Origin of the sequence: Streptomyces sp. NPDC090798, assembly GCF_044768965.1 — a bacterium.
Lineage (GTDB): Bacteria > Actinomycetota > Actinomycetes > Streptomycetales > Streptomycetaceae > Streptomyces.
In genome coordinates this window covers 11,828-25,926 of sequence record NZ_JBIVXA010000039.1, presented here as the reverse complement: position 1 = coordinate 25,926, position 14,099 = coordinate 11,828, and the positions used below count along the sequence as shown (strand labels likewise).

9 protein-coding genes and 2 pseudogenes are annotated in these 14,099 nt (G+C 69.4%); 2 read left to right on the top strand and 9 right to left on the bottom strand.

Annotated features, from left to right (window positions below; translation table 11 throughout):
- Window positions 1-117 precede the first annotated feature (117 nt).
- Window positions 118-828, top strand: coding sequence for a DUF6333 family protein (locus ACIQTP_RS45320; protein ID WP_403411672.1), 711 nt, complete (start codon window positions 118-120; stop codon window positions 826-828).
- Between the two features lie 993 nt (window positions 829-1,821).
- Here ACIQTP_RS45320 and ACIQTP_RS45315 read toward each other — a convergent pair.
- The 8 genes and pseudogenes from ACIQTP_RS45315 to ACIQTP_RS45280 all read right to left on the bottom strand — a co-directional run bounded on the left by ACIQTP_RS45315 (window position 1,822) and on the right by ACIQTP_RS45280 (window position 12,130).
- The gene (locus ACIQTP_RS45315; protein WP_403411670.1) at window positions 1,822-4,641 is read right to left on the bottom strand and encodes an AAA family ATPase; all 2,820 of its coding nucleotides are present in this window, start codon (window positions 4,639-4,641) and stop codon (window positions 1,822-1,824) included.
- Window positions 4,638-5,129, bottom strand: a complete 492-nt coding sequence (locus ACIQTP_RS45310; protein ID WP_403411668.1) for an alpha/beta fold hydrolase — start codon at window positions 5,127-5,129, stop codon at window positions 4,638-4,640. The genes ACIQTP_RS45315 and ACIQTP_RS45310 overlap by 4 nt, the downstream gene beginning before the upstream one ends.
- A 390-nt stretch (window positions 5,130-5,519) precedes the next feature.
- Window positions 5,520-5,625, bottom strand: a pseudogene (locus tag ACIQTP_RS45305) (helix-turn-helix domain-containing protein); the annotation flags it as partial.
- Window positions 5,626-5,788: 163 nt separating this feature from the next.
- Complete coding sequence (locus ACIQTP_RS45300) at window positions 5,789-8,524, bottom strand: AAA family ATPase (protein WP_403411665.1); 2,736 nt, start codon at window positions 8,522-8,524, stop codon at window positions 5,789-5,791.
- An 82-nt stretch (window positions 8,525-8,606) separates the two neighbouring features.
- The gene (locus ACIQTP_RS45295) at window positions 8,607-8,981 is read right to left on the bottom strand and encodes a hypothetical protein (protein ID WP_403411662.1); all 375 of its coding nucleotides are present in this window, start codon (window positions 8,979-8,981) and stop codon (window positions 8,607-8,609) included.
- A 233-nt stretch (window positions 8,982-9,214) separates the two neighbouring features.
- Window positions 9,215-10,060: an alpha/beta fold hydrolase gene (locus ACIQTP_RS45290; protein WP_403411659.1), complete on the bottom strand. Its 846-nt coding sequence runs from the start codon at window positions 10,058-10,060 to the stop codon at window positions 9,215-9,217.
- Window positions 10,061-10,159: 99 nt separating this feature from the next.
- Window positions 10,160-10,855 carry an alpha/beta hydrolase gene (locus tag ACIQTP_RS45285; protein ID WP_364562588.1) on the bottom strand — a complete coding sequence of 232 codons (696 nt, stop codon included), beginning with the start codon at window positions 10,853-10,855 and terminating at the stop codon, window positions 10,160-10,162.
- 762 nt (window positions 10,856-11,617) lie between these two features.
- Window positions 11,618-12,130: a hypothetical protein gene (locus ACIQTP_RS45280; RefSeq protein ID WP_403411655.1), complete on the bottom strand. Its 513-nt coding sequence runs from the start codon at window positions 12,128-12,130 to the stop codon at window positions 11,618-11,620.
- Between the two features lie 347 nt (window positions 12,131-12,477).
- Between ACIQTP_RS45280 and ACIQTP_RS45275 the strand changes: the two are divergent.
- Window positions 12,478-12,990: pseudogene (locus ACIQTP_RS45275) on the top strand (ATP-binding protein); the annotation flags it as partial.
- Here the strand turns inward: ACIQTP_RS45275 and ACIQTP_RS45270 are convergent.
- On the bottom strand, window positions 12,908-13,882 hold the full coding sequence (locus ACIQTP_RS45270) for an alpha/beta fold hydrolase (RefSeq protein ID WP_403411652.1): 975 nt from the start codon (window positions 13,880-13,882) through the stop codon (window positions 12,908-12,910). The pseudogene ACIQTP_RS45275 and the gene ACIQTP_RS45270 overlap by 83 nt on opposite strands.
- Window positions 13,883-14,099: the final 217 nt, after the last annotated feature.

Below are 14,099 nucleotides of genomic sequence, written 5' to 3'. Positions count from 1 at the left end.
ACGCTAGGGACACGCGTGTACCGGCTGTAGTCGATACACGGTTCGATACCGGGTCAACTCCCCTTCTCCACAAGACCGTTACATCCTGATGGTGGGCAGCGGCATACGCTCGGCGACATGAGTCCCGTATCCCCCGGAACGCAGGTGAATCCCCGTCACAGCGGGCACGCGCATCTGGTCATCGTCCATCCCCCCTTCGCGGCCCCGCTCCAGCCCAACGAGCGGCCGTCCGCCACTGCCCACGACCCGGGGGCGGCCAGGGTCGCGGTGTTGTCCCTGTCGACCGTCTCGGTGATCCGCCGTGAGTACGCTCCGTCCCAGCTGGAGCATCCGGGAAGCCCGGCCAGCCGGGAAGAGCTGGACGGCGTACGCGCGGCCGTGTGGGGCTCCACAGTGAAGATCACCGACCCGGCGCTTGTCGAAGACGGTGTACTGGCCAGTGCTTTGGAGGACGAGTTCCAGGCCCAGAAGAAGCAGCATCCGGATGCCCGGATCGTCGCTGTCTGCGAACGCGACTTCGGCGCCTCCTACACGAAGATCCTTGTTGCCGTGCCCGGTGCCCCGGATCTGATGGTCGAGGGCTTCGATGAGCTGGAGATCACCGGCGACCGGTATGCCACTCTGGCCGCTGTGGGGATCGACCCCGAAGGGCTGGGCGAGGGATACGACGTCAGTGATGAAGGGATCTTCGACTACGACGGCTTCCTCCACATGCTCACCGGCGGCGCCCTGTCCGTCTACGCGGATGAAGAGCGCGTCGAGTCGGCGTTCGTCGTCGACCGGAGTGAGGAGGGCGAGGAGGGCATCGGCGAGGTCTGGTTTCCCTAGCTGGCGCCCTGGTGCTACCGCCGGAGGTGTTGTGGCTGGGGTCTGAGCCCGGCCGGAGCGCCGTCGTCCACGCGCTCACGCGCACCCTCCGCCGAACCGACTCGCCCCACACCGGACGGGACGGGCCCGTCCACGGCCTCGGCGACGTCCGCCAACCACGGCTGCCCTAACGGCACTTCCCGTACCGGCGCGTCCTCGTACCGGATCGATGCCGTTGGAACCTTGCGTGTACGACGGGCGCCGCCCGAGCTTGGTACTGCCGTGATGGGGACGGTACGGAGCACGGGCCACACACCCGGAGAAGATCGAAAGAGACCCGTAATGCGCGCCGCCGGTAAGTGACCGTCCGGGCCGACCGTCTGGGACGGGGGCGGGAACTGGGCGAGGCCGGCGGTGGGGTGGGCCGGTGTGACGGTGTAGAAGGTGTACGGGCCGGGCGCTGCCTGTGCGGCGGTACGGGGTGTGGGCCGACCGGGCTTTCCCGGCGCGGCGGCAGCCACCGGCGTGGTGCCGGACCCCTGGTCCAGCAACGTCAGATCCACCGGTGCCATCACCGGACCGTCCGCACACGACAACGCGTCCGTCGCCGTCCACAACAGCCAAGTCCACGCCTGAAACGCCCGGAGTCCCGTCCTGCCGGCAGCCACCACCATGACGTCCTCGCGGACCGGCCGGTCGGCCGGCGGAGCCAGGCGTTCGGCCCATCCCGCGGCCCCGGGGCGGCCGTATCCGCGCGGCCACCGGTCAGCTCGTGCGACTGCCCCAGCCGCGTGGCCAGCAGGTGTTGGGCGATGTGCTCGCGGACCAGGTCCGCGGGCTGTTCGGTGGCGTGCGCCGCCGTGCTTCGGCCTCCGTCTCCAGCGTGCGCGCCAGCATTCCCGGCACCGGCCGCCGGTGCTCCGGCAGTTCGGCGGCGGCCTGCTGTCGCGGCCACCGCCTGGACGCCGTCGGCGTCGGCTCCGCCACTCGGGGCCGTCCCCCGCAGGTCGGCGATCACGGCTGCAGAGTCACGGTGCCCTTCGGCCCGGCGTGCGGCGGTTTCCCGGCCTCTTGCAGGGCGTCGCGGAGCGCTGCGCGCGAGGTGATGCCCAGTTTGGGGAAGACCTGGTAGAGGTGGCTTCCCACGGTCCGCGGCGAGAGGTGCAGCCGTTGACCGATTTGCTTGTTCGTCATACCCGCGGCGGCGAGCCTTGCGATCTCGTACTGCTGAGGTGACAGGCGGGTGTCCGGCGAGGCACCGGCCTGGACGGCCACGAGGCCTGACGCTCGCAGTTCGCTTCGCGCGCGGTCGGCCCAGGGCGATGCCCCCAGCTGCGTGAAGGTCGTGAGGGCGGCGTTGAGCTCTTCACGCGCTGTCTGCGTGGCCTTGGCGCGTCGGAGGCGTTCGCCGTAGAAGAGCCGGATGCGGGCAAGGTCAAACGGCCAGGTGCCGGCGTCGGGTAGGGCCAGCGTGTGTTCGAACTGTGCCACGAAGCGGTCGTCGTCGGCGGTCATGGCTGCGGCGCCGTACGTCACCAGCGCCAGCCTGCCCGATATCGCGGGCACCTGGGCGCGGTGCAGCGCTGCGACGTGCGCCTCTGCGTCGGCGTGCCGACCGGAGAGAATGGCCGACTCCACGAGGTCCGGGATCAGCCACAGGGAAGGTGCCTGGAAGTGCGGAAGGACACCGGCGGGGCTGACCGAGGTCGCCTGCAGGAATGCCGCTTCGTATTCTCCGCGGCCGAGAGCCGTTCTCGTTCTGATCTCCGCGGCCAGCGTGAGGAGGAGCTGGATACGCCTGGGTGCCGCGAAGCGCGTGATCTCGTCGGCGAGGTCGTCCGCCCGGTCGGTGTCTCCGCGTGTCGCTGCGAGCAGGGCTTGGTGGTGGAGAAACGTCTGGGCGAGGAGGTGGTAGCCGTGCCGGCGGCTGAGCCGCAGTCCTTCCTCACTGAGGTGGGCGAGCTGATCCCACTCCCCGGACTCGTAGCAGTGCCGGCTCAGCAGATTCATCGCGTGGACCGTCAGCGTGACATGTTCGCCTTCGCGGCCCTCCTCCAGCAGCCTCTGCAGTGCCGGACGGCAGGTCTTCACCCGGCCGACGTACTGGCCGGCCATGCCGATCCGGATCACCTCGACGGGGTCCGCCGTCGCGAGTCCGCCGACCGCGTCATCGAGTCGGCGCAGGTCAGGGAGCGAGGTGTGGATCGGATCGCCGAGACAGCTCATCAACAGCGCCAACGATGCCGGGACGCGGGGAGTCAGACGCGCGATGGCTTGCTCGAGGGGTTCCCAAAGTTCCGCGCGGGCGCCGAAGAAGCTGATCCACATCAGCGTGTACAGGCCCTCCTGAAGGACGTCGTGCGGTGTGTCCGCCCGGCTGAGCCCGGCGTCGACGGGCTTGATCAGCAGACGGTACGCGGAGTCGACGTCCCCGTTGCCGCTGAACAGGAGGTGGGAGGCGGCCGCGAGCGCCGTCGTCAATGAGGTCGCATCGGCGTCGTGGGTCGGCCGGCACGCTTCCAGGAGCCGCGGCACGTCGAGCAGGTTTCCGGTCGCGTCCGCGCCCAGGTAGGCGGCTACGGCGGCCCTGCGGCTCCGGTCGCGCGTGTCCGGGCTGAGAGCGGCCGCTCGGGTGAAGGCGGCGACCGCACCGGCGACATCGCCGCGTCCGCGCGCCCGGCGGGCCAGTTGTTCCAGAAGCTCGGCGACATGCTCGTCCGGCTCGACCGTCGCGTGCGCGAGGTGCCAGGTGCGGCGCTCGTCATCTCCGTCCGGCCGCCGCGCCAGCGCCTCGTGAGCCCTGCGCTGCTCACCGGCGGTGGACAGCTCCACCACAGCCGAGCGGATCAGCGGATGGCGGAAGTTCAGGCGCGTCTTCGCACGATCCAGGTCTATCAGTCCGGTTTCTTGTGCGTCCCGCAAGGCCTCCGTCACCACACGGTCAGGCAGCAGCGACCGGAGGGCCGACAGATCACCGGTGCCGTCCAGTACCGCCAACAACAGCAGACGCTGGCTGGACGGCGGGAGATCGGCCACTTGTGAGGCGAAGACCGCCTGTAGGCGCCGGCTGAGCGGCAGCACGCGAGGCAGCGGCGCGGATCCCGACCGCTGGGCCGCGTCGAGTGCGGTCGGCAGCTCCTGGAGAGTCAGCGGGTTACCGAGCGCTTCGACAAGGAGGCGCCGACGTACCTCTGGGGGCAGGGCGGGAAACCGATCCGTCAGCAGCGCGGCCGCCGACTGGTCGTCCAGCGGCGCGAGTTCGTGGACGCGCGTGGCGCCGGATCCGCGATGCGCGCTGTGATCGTTGCGGGTGACGGCCAGCATCCCTATCCGGGTCGCGGCGAGGTCGAGTGAGCGCAGCACCTTGGCACTCCCCCGGTCCAGCCACGGAAGATCGTCGATCGCCAGCAGGAGGGGGTGGGCTTGCGAGGCGTGCCGGAGCAGGGCCATGGTGGCGCCCGTGACAGCGTGTTGCGGAGGGGCCTGTCCGGATGCGATGCCGAGGGCCACCGTGAGTACGTTCCGATGGTGGTCGGAAAGGTCGGCCAGCCCGTCGAGCAGCGGAAGCAGAATCTGGTGGAGCCCGGCGAAGCGCAGGTCCCCCTCGAACTCCGCGCCGGCCGCCCGCAGTACCCGGACGCCTCCGTCGACGGCTCGCGCTGCTGCGGCATGCAGGAGCGCACTCTTGCCGACACCTGCGTCTCCGGTGACCAGCAGGGACCCGCCGCCGTGGTTGGCGGCGCCGTGGACGAAGGCGCCGATGACGGCGAGATCGTGGTCGCGGCCATAGAGCAGCTGACGTGGGTCGGCTGGTGAGATGACGCCGGTCCTCATGACGTGCCTCGCAAGTGTCTCTCGGCCGAACGTACGCCGTCGGACCGACGGGCGATACGGCTGGATGGCGGGAGGTCCGGGCCGAAAGAGGCACGGCCGGGACGGTCGTCCGGATCGGTCACGCTGCCGCCGAGCGCGTCGGCGCCCCACGGAACCCGCGAGTCCGCGAGGAAGGCCGCGCGGTCGGCGGGGAGGTCGTCGGCGAACGACGCCGAGTCGCGGTCGAGGAACAAGAACCCGCCCTTGGGCGGCAGGTTCGGCGGGACCGGCACCGGGACGGCGGGCGGCGGGTCGGCGGTCAGAGGCCCGACGGGCTCGCCCTTGTCAGGCGCGTACGCCGCGACGTGGACGAGGGCCGCGACCTTGTCGTGGGTGCCGGCCTCGCTGATGACGGTGCCACCGCACGAGTGGCCGACCAATCCAGTGGGGCCGCCCTGCACTCCGAGCTCCTGCCGGGTCACGGTGGCGTTGGCATCACCGGTATGCATTCGCATCCTCCCAACGAGTGCTGCCGCCACGCCAGGCCCGTCCACAGCCCCCCAATTCAGTCAATTGACTTCCTCCACCCTGAAGAAGGGGGTTCCTACGGCTCTGTTCTGCAGCCTTCCGCAGGTCGAGCACAGCTTGGAGGAGGAGAAGAAGCGGTCGACCGCGATCACCTCGCGGCCGTACCACTGGGGCGCGGGCGAGGTTGCCGTGCTTGAGCAGGTTGCGAACGACCTTCCGGCGGGCCTTGGCCCGGTTGGTGCCATTGCTCCCGGCCTTGCGGAAGAGTTCTCGCTGGGCCCGGTGTCCATGGCGGGAAGCAGCCGCACGCCCAGATCCTCGACCGGGAGGGACACGAACCAGCGTCCGGCGGCTTCCTGCGACACGGTCACCGTAGACCTTGCGCACGCGTCCGAACGTGCGCCACAGCTCAGCTGCCTGCGTATCGGTCCGACAGAAGCGGTACTTGAACGCCCGCTTCACATGGGCATCCCTCACATTTCACAAACTATCATGTCAACTTGTAACGCCGTATGGGTAGTTGGGGTAGGGGCCGGCCCGGCATGGTCGGCGGCCGCGGCGACAAGACCCGATCTCCCCCGGAGGCGAGCCGCAGTTGGCGGCGGAGGGCGAGGCTCCGCACCGGACGGCGCGCGGCAGCTCACTCCGTGGGGGGCTCCTCGTAGCTCAGAGCATCACGTAGTCCGGCCCTGGTGGTCACGCCGAGCTTGGGATAGATCTGATAGAGGTGCGTGCTGACTGTGCGCGGCGACAGAAAGAGTCGCTCGGCGATCTGCTTGTTCGTCAGACCCGCTGCCGCCAGCGTCGCTATCTCCCGCTGTTGCGGCGTCAATGCTGCGATGCCACCCGCCTGAAGCTTCCCCCGTGCTCCGCCGGCGGCCCGCAGTTCCTTGCCGGCGAGGGCGGACCACGGCGTGGCATCGAGCCGCTGGAAGGTGTCGAAGGCCTCGCTGAGATGTCTGCGCGCCTCGGTCATGGCTCGGCCGTGGCGGAGGCGTTGCCCGAAGGACAGCTGGATCCGGGCTCGGTCGAAGGGCCACCGTTCCGCTCCGGCGACGGCGAGCGCTGCTTCGAAGTGGTCCGTGAACCGCCCGTCGGGAGACACCATGCCGGCGGCTCCCGCCGTGACGAGTGCCAGGCGGGGGGAGATCGCGGGGACGTCCATGTCACTCAGTGCGGCGACGTGCCGAGCGGCTTCGGTGCGCAAGCCTGCGCGTACCGCTGCCTCGACGAGATCCAGAGCGGTCCACAGGGCGTAGGGGGCGTACGGCTGCAACTTCCCCGGCGGAGTGATGGAGGACGCATGGACGAATGCCTCCTGATACTTACCGCGTCCGAGCGACAGCAGGGCCTCGATACCGTGCCCATACGCGAGGAGAAGCCCGACTCCGCGCGGTGCCGCCCAGCGAGTCATCGCCTCTGCTGCGGCCCGCGCGCGCTCGGTCCGGCCCCGCGCCGCCGCGATCACGGCGTCCTGATGGACGTACAGCCATCTCAGCAACGGGTAGCCGTGCAGCTCGCAGAGGCGTATCCCTTCGCCACACAGCTCCAGCGCCTCATCCCATTGGCCGGAGAAGAAGTCGTCGTTGGCCAGGATGACCTCGGTCTGGATCTGCGAGGTGACGGCACCGCCCTCCCTGCCGTGGTCGACGACCGCCTGCACGGGGCCTCGGCACGCGCGCTGTCGATCCACATAGGCACCGGCGATGGCGACACGTGCCACGTATGCCGGATCGGGCTCCTGGCTCAGCCCACCGATCAATCCGTCGAGTTCGTCGAGTACCGGCAGGGCCTGATGCGCGGGATCGCCGAAAGCCTTGGCGAGGACGGTCAGATATCGCGGTGGCGCCGGTCTGAAACGCCCCATCAAGCCATCCAACGGCTGCCACAGTTCCGCCCGTCCACCGAACACGCAGATGGCGATGAGAAACCAGAGGGCTTCGATCAGGCCGTCGTCGTCGCCGTCCAGCACCTCGCGAGCCGCGATGGCCCCGAAGAGCATGCGGTGCGCCGCGTTGACGTCGCCCTCACCGTTCAGCAGATACGCGGCCGTCGCGACCGCCGCGGCCAGCGCGTCGGCACCGCCCGGGTCGGCATTCTGCGCGTCGGCCAACAGCCGCGGCACCCTGCCGATGTCCCCCGTGACCTCTGCTCCGACGTACGCGGCGCGTGCCAGCCGCCGGCTGCGGTCCCGGCCGGCGGGAGTGAGGTCGGCCGCGCGCAGCAGGGCGGCGAGCGCGCCGACCGCGTCGCCACGACGGAGGATCCGGTCCGCCGTCTGCTCCAGGAGCACCGCGATGGACTCGTCCGGGGCTTCGGCGGCCTCGGCCAGATGCCAGGCGCGGCGGTCGGGCTGGTCCGGCATCTGCGCGGCGATCGCCCCATGGAGGTCGCGCCGCTGCTGATCGGTGGACATCGCGATGACCGCGGACCGCATCAGCGGGTGACGGAACGCCAGCCGACGCCGCTCACCATCGACCCGTATCAACTGTGCGCGCTCCGCCGGGGCGAGGTCGTCGATGGCGTTGGCGCCGAAGGCCGCTACGAGGATGCCGAGGTCACCGGTGGCGTCGAGCGCGGCGAGCAACAGGGCGCGCCGGGTCGCGACCGGAAGCGGATCGACCCTGGCGGCGAACAGATGCTCCAACCGCTGGCTCAACGGCAGCACCGGAGCCGTCTGGCGTTCATGGTTTCCATCGGCCACTCGCGCGGGCAGTTCCAGCAGCGCCAGCGGATTCCCGGCGGCCTCGGCGAGCACTTGCTGACGCACTCTTGGCGCAAGTGCCGGGAAGCGCCGGTCGACCAGGCCGGCCGCGGCGGTCTGGCCCAGCGGCATCACCTCGACGGCCGCCAGCCCACCACCGTCGAAGAAACTCGACTCACCCGTGCGGAAGGCGCCGAGCAACCCGATCCGGGTGCCGGCGAGCCGCCGCGCGACGAACGCGAGTACCGCTGCGCTCATCCGGTCCAGCCACGGCAGGTCGTCCACGATCACCAGGAGCGGACCGTCACCTCCGGCCAGCCCGAGCAGCGACAGCACCGCATTCGACACGGCCAACCGGTCAGGCGGCGGTCCCTCGTCGAGCCCGAGCGCCGTCGCCAGCGTGCGACACTGCTGCGCGCTCAACCCGTCGAGCTGCGTCAGGAACGGCGTCAGTAGCCGGTGCAGAGCGGCGTACGCCAGATCCGTTTCGACCTCGACGCCGGCGGTACGAATGACGGGAACCCCGCTCGCGGCAGCCGCCTCTTCGGCGGCGTCGAGCAAGACCGTCTTACCGACGCCGGCTTCCCCGTAGAGCACAAGGGCATCTCCGTCACTGGCAGCACGCAGCACGAACTCCTCAACGAACTTCAGCTCGTGCTCCCGCCCGACCAACGTGCCACCCGCTGCCGGCAAAAGGCCGTCGTGCGGTTTCCGTACCGGGCCGGCCCCATCGTCAGGTGTCACAGCCCGCACGCTACCTGCGCTCCGATCGCCACACCACGGGCTGGAACAGGGGCGCTCGGCTCGGTGCGAAGCCGGGCACGGCCGGGGCGCGCATCCCCGTGCCGAGCGCGCCTCGCGGCCTCCGGACGGCCGACGTCGCCGCCGGCCAGGACGAACCGCACAGCCACATCGTGATCGTGGCCGGGGCGGTCAGCCGAGTGACCGCGTTGTCTGTGCGCTGCTGCTCGTCCCAGTTCTCCGGGACGCTCCGGCGCGGTTCCTCGCTCAGGACGAAGACGTGTTCGTCGATCAGGGCGGTGCCCAGATCGTCCACGGCCACCGGGCCGCGGACGGTCGGCGCCTGTGCGGGGCGAGGCCGCGAGATCTCCAAGATGTGGTTGGTCATGACGGACCGGCCCGAGGTTCTTCGCGTTCCTGGAGCAGCGTGGCGGTGTCGGCTCAGGGTTTCGCCGTCCTGGATGTCGCAGAGGAGGGAGCGGCTCGCGGTGAGCCCGTTCTGCTGCTCTGGCGTGACGCCGGACCTGGAACGTCGGGCGGCTGCCTGGCGGGGTGGGATGTGTGGCCGCTGAGCGTGAGAATGGCCCGCGCTCAGCGGCCTGCTCTCCGAGGTGGCGCCGGTCAGCTGGTGGCCTGGGCGGCGGACTCGATCTGCTTGGCGATAGTGACCGGGTGGCTGATCATGGGGACGTGCGAGGCGCCCTTGACCTCGATGACGTGGGACTTGGCGCGCTTGTAGAACCAGCGCTCCAGGGCGGGCGGGATGGCCTTGTCCTCGGTGGCGACGATGGCCCAGGAGGGGATGGTGCGCCAGGCGGCGGCCTGGGTGACGTCGGTGAGTGACGAGGCCGAGAAGGGCCGCTGGGTCGCCTGCATGAGCCGGGTGGTGGAGACCGGCAGGTCGGCTGCGAACGCGGCCCGGAATTTTTCGGCCCGCAGGTAAAGATCGGTGCCGGTGGTGCCGTCCGGGTTGGGGTAGGGCACTTCCTGCACGGACGAGCCGATCAGGCTGCCGGGGTACTTGTTGAGCAGGACGCCTAGCTGCTCGCCCTTGTCGGGTGCGAACGCCGCGACGTAGACCAGTGCCTTCACGTTGGGGTTGCCCGCGGCGGCGTTGGTGATGACGGCGCCGCCATAGGAGTGGCCGACCAGGACGATCGGTCCTTCGATCGAGCTGAGGACGCTCGCGATGTACGTGGCGTCGGTGGGGATGCCGCGCAGCGGGTTGGCGGGGGCGATGGTCTTGTAGCCGTCGTGCTGGAGCCGCTCGATGACACCGTTCCAGCCGGAGGCGTCGGCGAATCCGCCGTGCACGAGAACGATGGTCGGCCTGTCCTTCGGCTGGGCCTCGGTGTCGTCGGCGGCCGCGGCGGTGGAGCCGACCGGGGCGACCATCGCGGCCGTCGCGGCGACGGCGACTCCGCCCACGAGCGCCCGGCGGCGGGTGATCATTCGGCGGACGTGCATGGCGAAACTCCTTTGGGAGAAGGCGGGGAGTGAAGTCCCGCCCGGCCGGTGGGACCGGGCGGGACGGACTGGGCGGCGACGTGGGAGGTGCCGCCGCCGCTAACGGGCGGAGACCGCGTGGGCCGCCTGGTTGATCACGGCCGCCACGGCCGCGGGGTTGGACACGTAGACGGCGTGGCTGCCCGGGGTCTCGGTGACGGTCGAACCCGCCCGCTCGGACATGACTCGCTGGGCGGGCGGCGGGATCATGTGGTCATCGGTGGCGACCAGGTACCACGAGGGCTTGGTCCGCCAAGCCGGTTCCGACACCGTCCCGCCGAGCGCGTCCACGCCCCACGGCACCTGCGAATCGGCCATGAAGGCCGCCACCGCCGCGGGCACGTCGGCGGCGAACGACGCCGCGAACTTGCCCCTGTCCAGGAACAGGAACCCGTCCTTGGGCGGCAGGATCGGCGGAACCGGCGCGCCGGGCGGCGGGTCGGCGATCAGGGAGCTGACGGACTCGCCCTTGTCGGGCGCGAATGCCGCGATGTACGCGAGCCCGGCGACGTTCGGGTGGTTCCCCGCCTCAGTGATGACGACGCCACCGTAGGAGTGGCCGACCAGCACGGCAGGGCCGTCGAGGCCGTCGAGGATCTGGTGCGTCGCGGCGACGTCGCCGGCCAGTGACAGGGTGGGATTCTGCACGACGGTGACCCGGTAGCCGTCGGCGGTCAGGTGATCGTAGACGCCCTGCCAGCCGGAGCCATCGACGAATCCGCCGTGGACCAGCACGATGTTCTTCACTTCGCTCACGGCATTGCCTCCTTCGCCCGGAATTCCGGTCCGGGCTCGTGGGGATGATGACCCGAACGCTAGAAGGGCGGCCACGACCGTCGATTGAGCCAAATGACGTAGTTCGTACAGCGGCTGCCACGGCTACGTCATCTGACCTATGGGAGAGCGCGGGCTCAGCCACTCCTTGGGCCACGTCCGCATCCCGGACACAACTACCGAAACGTGCCGTTGCCCTCACCGGGCGTCAGGACGGCCCTCGACCTGCCTCCGTACAGCCCTGCGGAGGTTCGGTCAGGGAGGTCGCGGAAGGGGCCACTACCGCGCCTTCCGGTCGCAGGGCGACAGCTCTGAGCAGCGAAGCGCTGTCCGCCGAAGTCGGCGCCTTGGCTGCTGAGACGGCGGCTGACCCACAAGTCCTGAGCTTTGTTCCGGCGTTGCGAGCACGAGTCGGGACGGCACGCCTGTACTCAGCGGAGATTCTGGAGACGGAAGTCGACGCCTGAGGTCGGTCAGGGCTCGGGGCTCGGAATTCGAAGCTGAGGCCGAAGGGCCGGCTGCCCGGCGCTCATGAAGTCGGCCGACCCAGCTCACCGGAGCCGGGCGTATCGGTCTCCGTCGTGTCCGCCTTGTCCGCGCGGGCCGAGGGGGGCGGACCGGGCAGGAGTCTGTGCGCGGGTCGTTCGGGGAAGGTCGTGCACACCGACAGCGGTGGCTCTATCAGTGAGTCCTGGTGCTGGCTCGCTTTCCGTGAACCGGTCACGGTGGGTCATGCGACGTAGTTCAAAAGCTGCGGTCATGGCGCGTTTCTGTGGCGAGAAAGTCTCGCGCCGCGGAGGTGACCTGGTCGCGGATGTGCTGCTGGACCGGAGGTTGATCGTTCAGCAGGTCGAGTGCTCTCGCCAGGTCAACGATGGGTTGCAGAGTGTCGGGGTATTCGAGTTCCGCTGCGGACTCCTGATAGATCAGTTTGGCTCCGTGTACGGGATCGAGCTGGCCCGCCACGATTTGGCCGCCCCACCAACGGGCCGCAGTCCATCGCGCCTTGGCAAGATCTTCCGAGGCCAGGGGCAGCAGGCCCATCTCTTCCAGCACAAGGTCGAACAGCTCGCGGGCCTGGGGGTACTCACCGCGCGCGAGCCCAGCCAACAGGGGAAGCGAGGGAGTCTCGAGATCGGCCATCAGAGCGTCCAGGCCCAACTGGACCAGATAAGCGTCCGAGGGGCGCTGCCAGGGCCCCATGGTCAAGTCAGCGGCCGCCATGCGGATCAGGCTGATCGTTACTACCGCGTCCACGCTGTCGCCCCCTCATCATCTTTCTGTAGAGGGAAGTCGTATCACCGCTCAGAGCCGGGCGGTTGATCAGGTGGCCAGCAGTACGCGCTTGCGTAACAGGCCGAAACCGGCTCGGCCGAACATCTGGCGCTTGAGCATCTTGATGCGGTTGACATGCCCTTCGACGACGCCAGAGTTCCATGGCAGCGTGAGGCCGGCGATGACGGCGTCGCGGTCGCGGTCGATGCCTGCGGCGAGGGTATGAAGGCTGGGCAGGTCGTCCCTGCTCTGCGTGGTGAGGGGGCCTCGATGCCACCGAAGTCCAAGGTCGACCTATAGGCGGCGATTCGCCGTAATGCCCGGGCAGGTGCAGCTCGGTCAAGAAGGGCCTGCCGCTCTGCCTGATCGGCGATTCCGGCGCCGGCGGGCCCCACCTGCTGATCGTCCTGGGCACCGAGGCGGCGATGGCCGGCTACCGGGTCCGCTACACACTCGCCACCAAACTCGTCAACGAGTTGGTCGAGGCCGCGGAGGAGACGCAGCTGTCCAAGACCATCACCCGCTATGGCCGAGTCGATCTTTTATGCATCGATTGGCTGGGCTATATCGATGAGCTGAGCTACATGGAGCTGGACCACAGGGGAACCGAGCCGCCGTTCCAGGTTCTGACGGGGCGACAGGAGAGGAACAGCGTCGCTATCGCCTTGAACGAGAGTTTCAGCGGCTGGACCAAGACCGCCCGGGGTCCCGGGCCGCAGCCCGCGACGCCGGGCGGGATCACGCCGTCCCGGAGCATTGTCAGGGCCGGGAGCGCCTCAGACGACGGCCCAGAAGGACGGCTCCTGTGCCGGCGATCAACGAGCCGGCGGCGATGCCGGTGAGTGCGGTCTCGGTCCGGGCGTCATGGGTGGTTCCGGTGGCGGCCAGCGCAGGCCGGGCGGGATCGGTGGCCGCGGCGGCTTGGAGGACGAGGTCGGTGACCGCGTCGGGGTGCGAGATCATGGCCACGTGGGAGGAATCGATCTCCACCGTGTGTGAACCCGCGCGTTTCGCCTCGAAGCGTTCCTGGTCGGGATTGATGGTCTTGTCCTGCTTCGCAACGAGGAACCACGACGGGATGTGCTTCCAGGCGGCCACCTTGGCCGTCTCCGAGAACGCAGTCGTTGCCGCAGGTCGTTGGGTGACCGCCATGACCCTCGTGGTCATCTCCGGCAGGTCTGCGGCGAAGACCGGATGGATCTTGTCGGCCTTGAGGTACAGGTCTGTCCCGCTGACGCCGCCGGCCCGGTAGGGAACGGACTTCGTGGCGGTGCCGAGTTCGCTGGGGAACTTGGCCCCCAGGGACATTCCGCTCTCGCCCACGTCGAGCATCAGTGCCGATACGTACACCAGGGACTTCACCCGGGGGTTGCCCGCGGCGGCCGTGCTGATCAAGGCGCCGCCATATGAGTGACCCGCCAGCACGATCGGGCCCTTGATGCTGTCCAGCACGGAGGCGATGTAGGTGGCGTCGCTGTACAGCCCGCGCAGCGGGTTGGCGGGAGCGATGACCGTGTAGCCACGGCGTTCGAGCCGTTCGGCTACCCCATTCCAGCTGGAGGCGTCCGCGAACGCGCCGTGCACCAGCACGATGGTGGGTTTGGTCGTGGCCGTGCCGCCGTCCGCGGCAACAGGGGCCGCCAGGACCGTGCACATGGCCACGGCGCACCCGGCCGCCATGACCTGTGCGCGACGTATTCGGCGCCGTGAACCGGGGACCGGAAATGCTGCCATGCCGTTCTCGCTTTCTGTGAGATCTATGACATGGAGTGTTCACGCGTCCGCACCGGCAGGCTCGGCCAGCGCTCCAACCGGGTGAAACGGGTGAAAGAAGTGGACCCTGGGAGTGAATGCCAGAGGCAAAGGGTGTGCGGAACCTACGCCGTGCCCCTGTGTGCATTCCGACGACCATCCAGCGCCGTGCGCAAGGCACTGGCTCGACCAGCTTTCC

What these genes read in the sequence shown, in the direction of transcription:
- ACIQTP_RS45270 (WP_403411652.1), bottom strand. Translation starts at nt 13,882, where the DNA reads ATGGCAGCATTTCCGGTCCCCGGTTCACGGCGCCGAATACGTCGCGCA.
- ACIQTP_RS45310 (WP_403411668.1), bottom strand. Translation starts at nt 5,129, where the DNA reads ATGCATACCGGTGATGCCAACGCCACCGTGACCCGGCAGGAGCTCGGA.
- ACIQTP_RS45295 (WP_403411662.1), bottom strand. Translation starts at nt 8,981, where the DNA reads ATGACCAACCACATCTTGGAGATCTCGCGGCCTCGCCCCGCACAGGCG.
- ACIQTP_RS45320 (WP_403411672.1), top strand. Translation starts at nt 118, where the DNA reads ATGAGTCCCGTATCCCCCGGAACGCAGGTGAATCCCCGTCACAGCGGG.
- ACIQTP_RS45315 (WP_403411670.1), bottom strand. Translation starts at nt 4,641, where the DNA reads ATGAGGACCGGCGTCATCTCACCAGCCGACCCACGTCAGCTGCTCTAT.
- ACIQTP_RS45290 (WP_403411659.1), bottom strand. Translation starts at nt 10,060, where the DNA reads ATGCACGTCCGCCGAATGATCACCCGCCGCCGGGCGCTCGTGGGCGGA.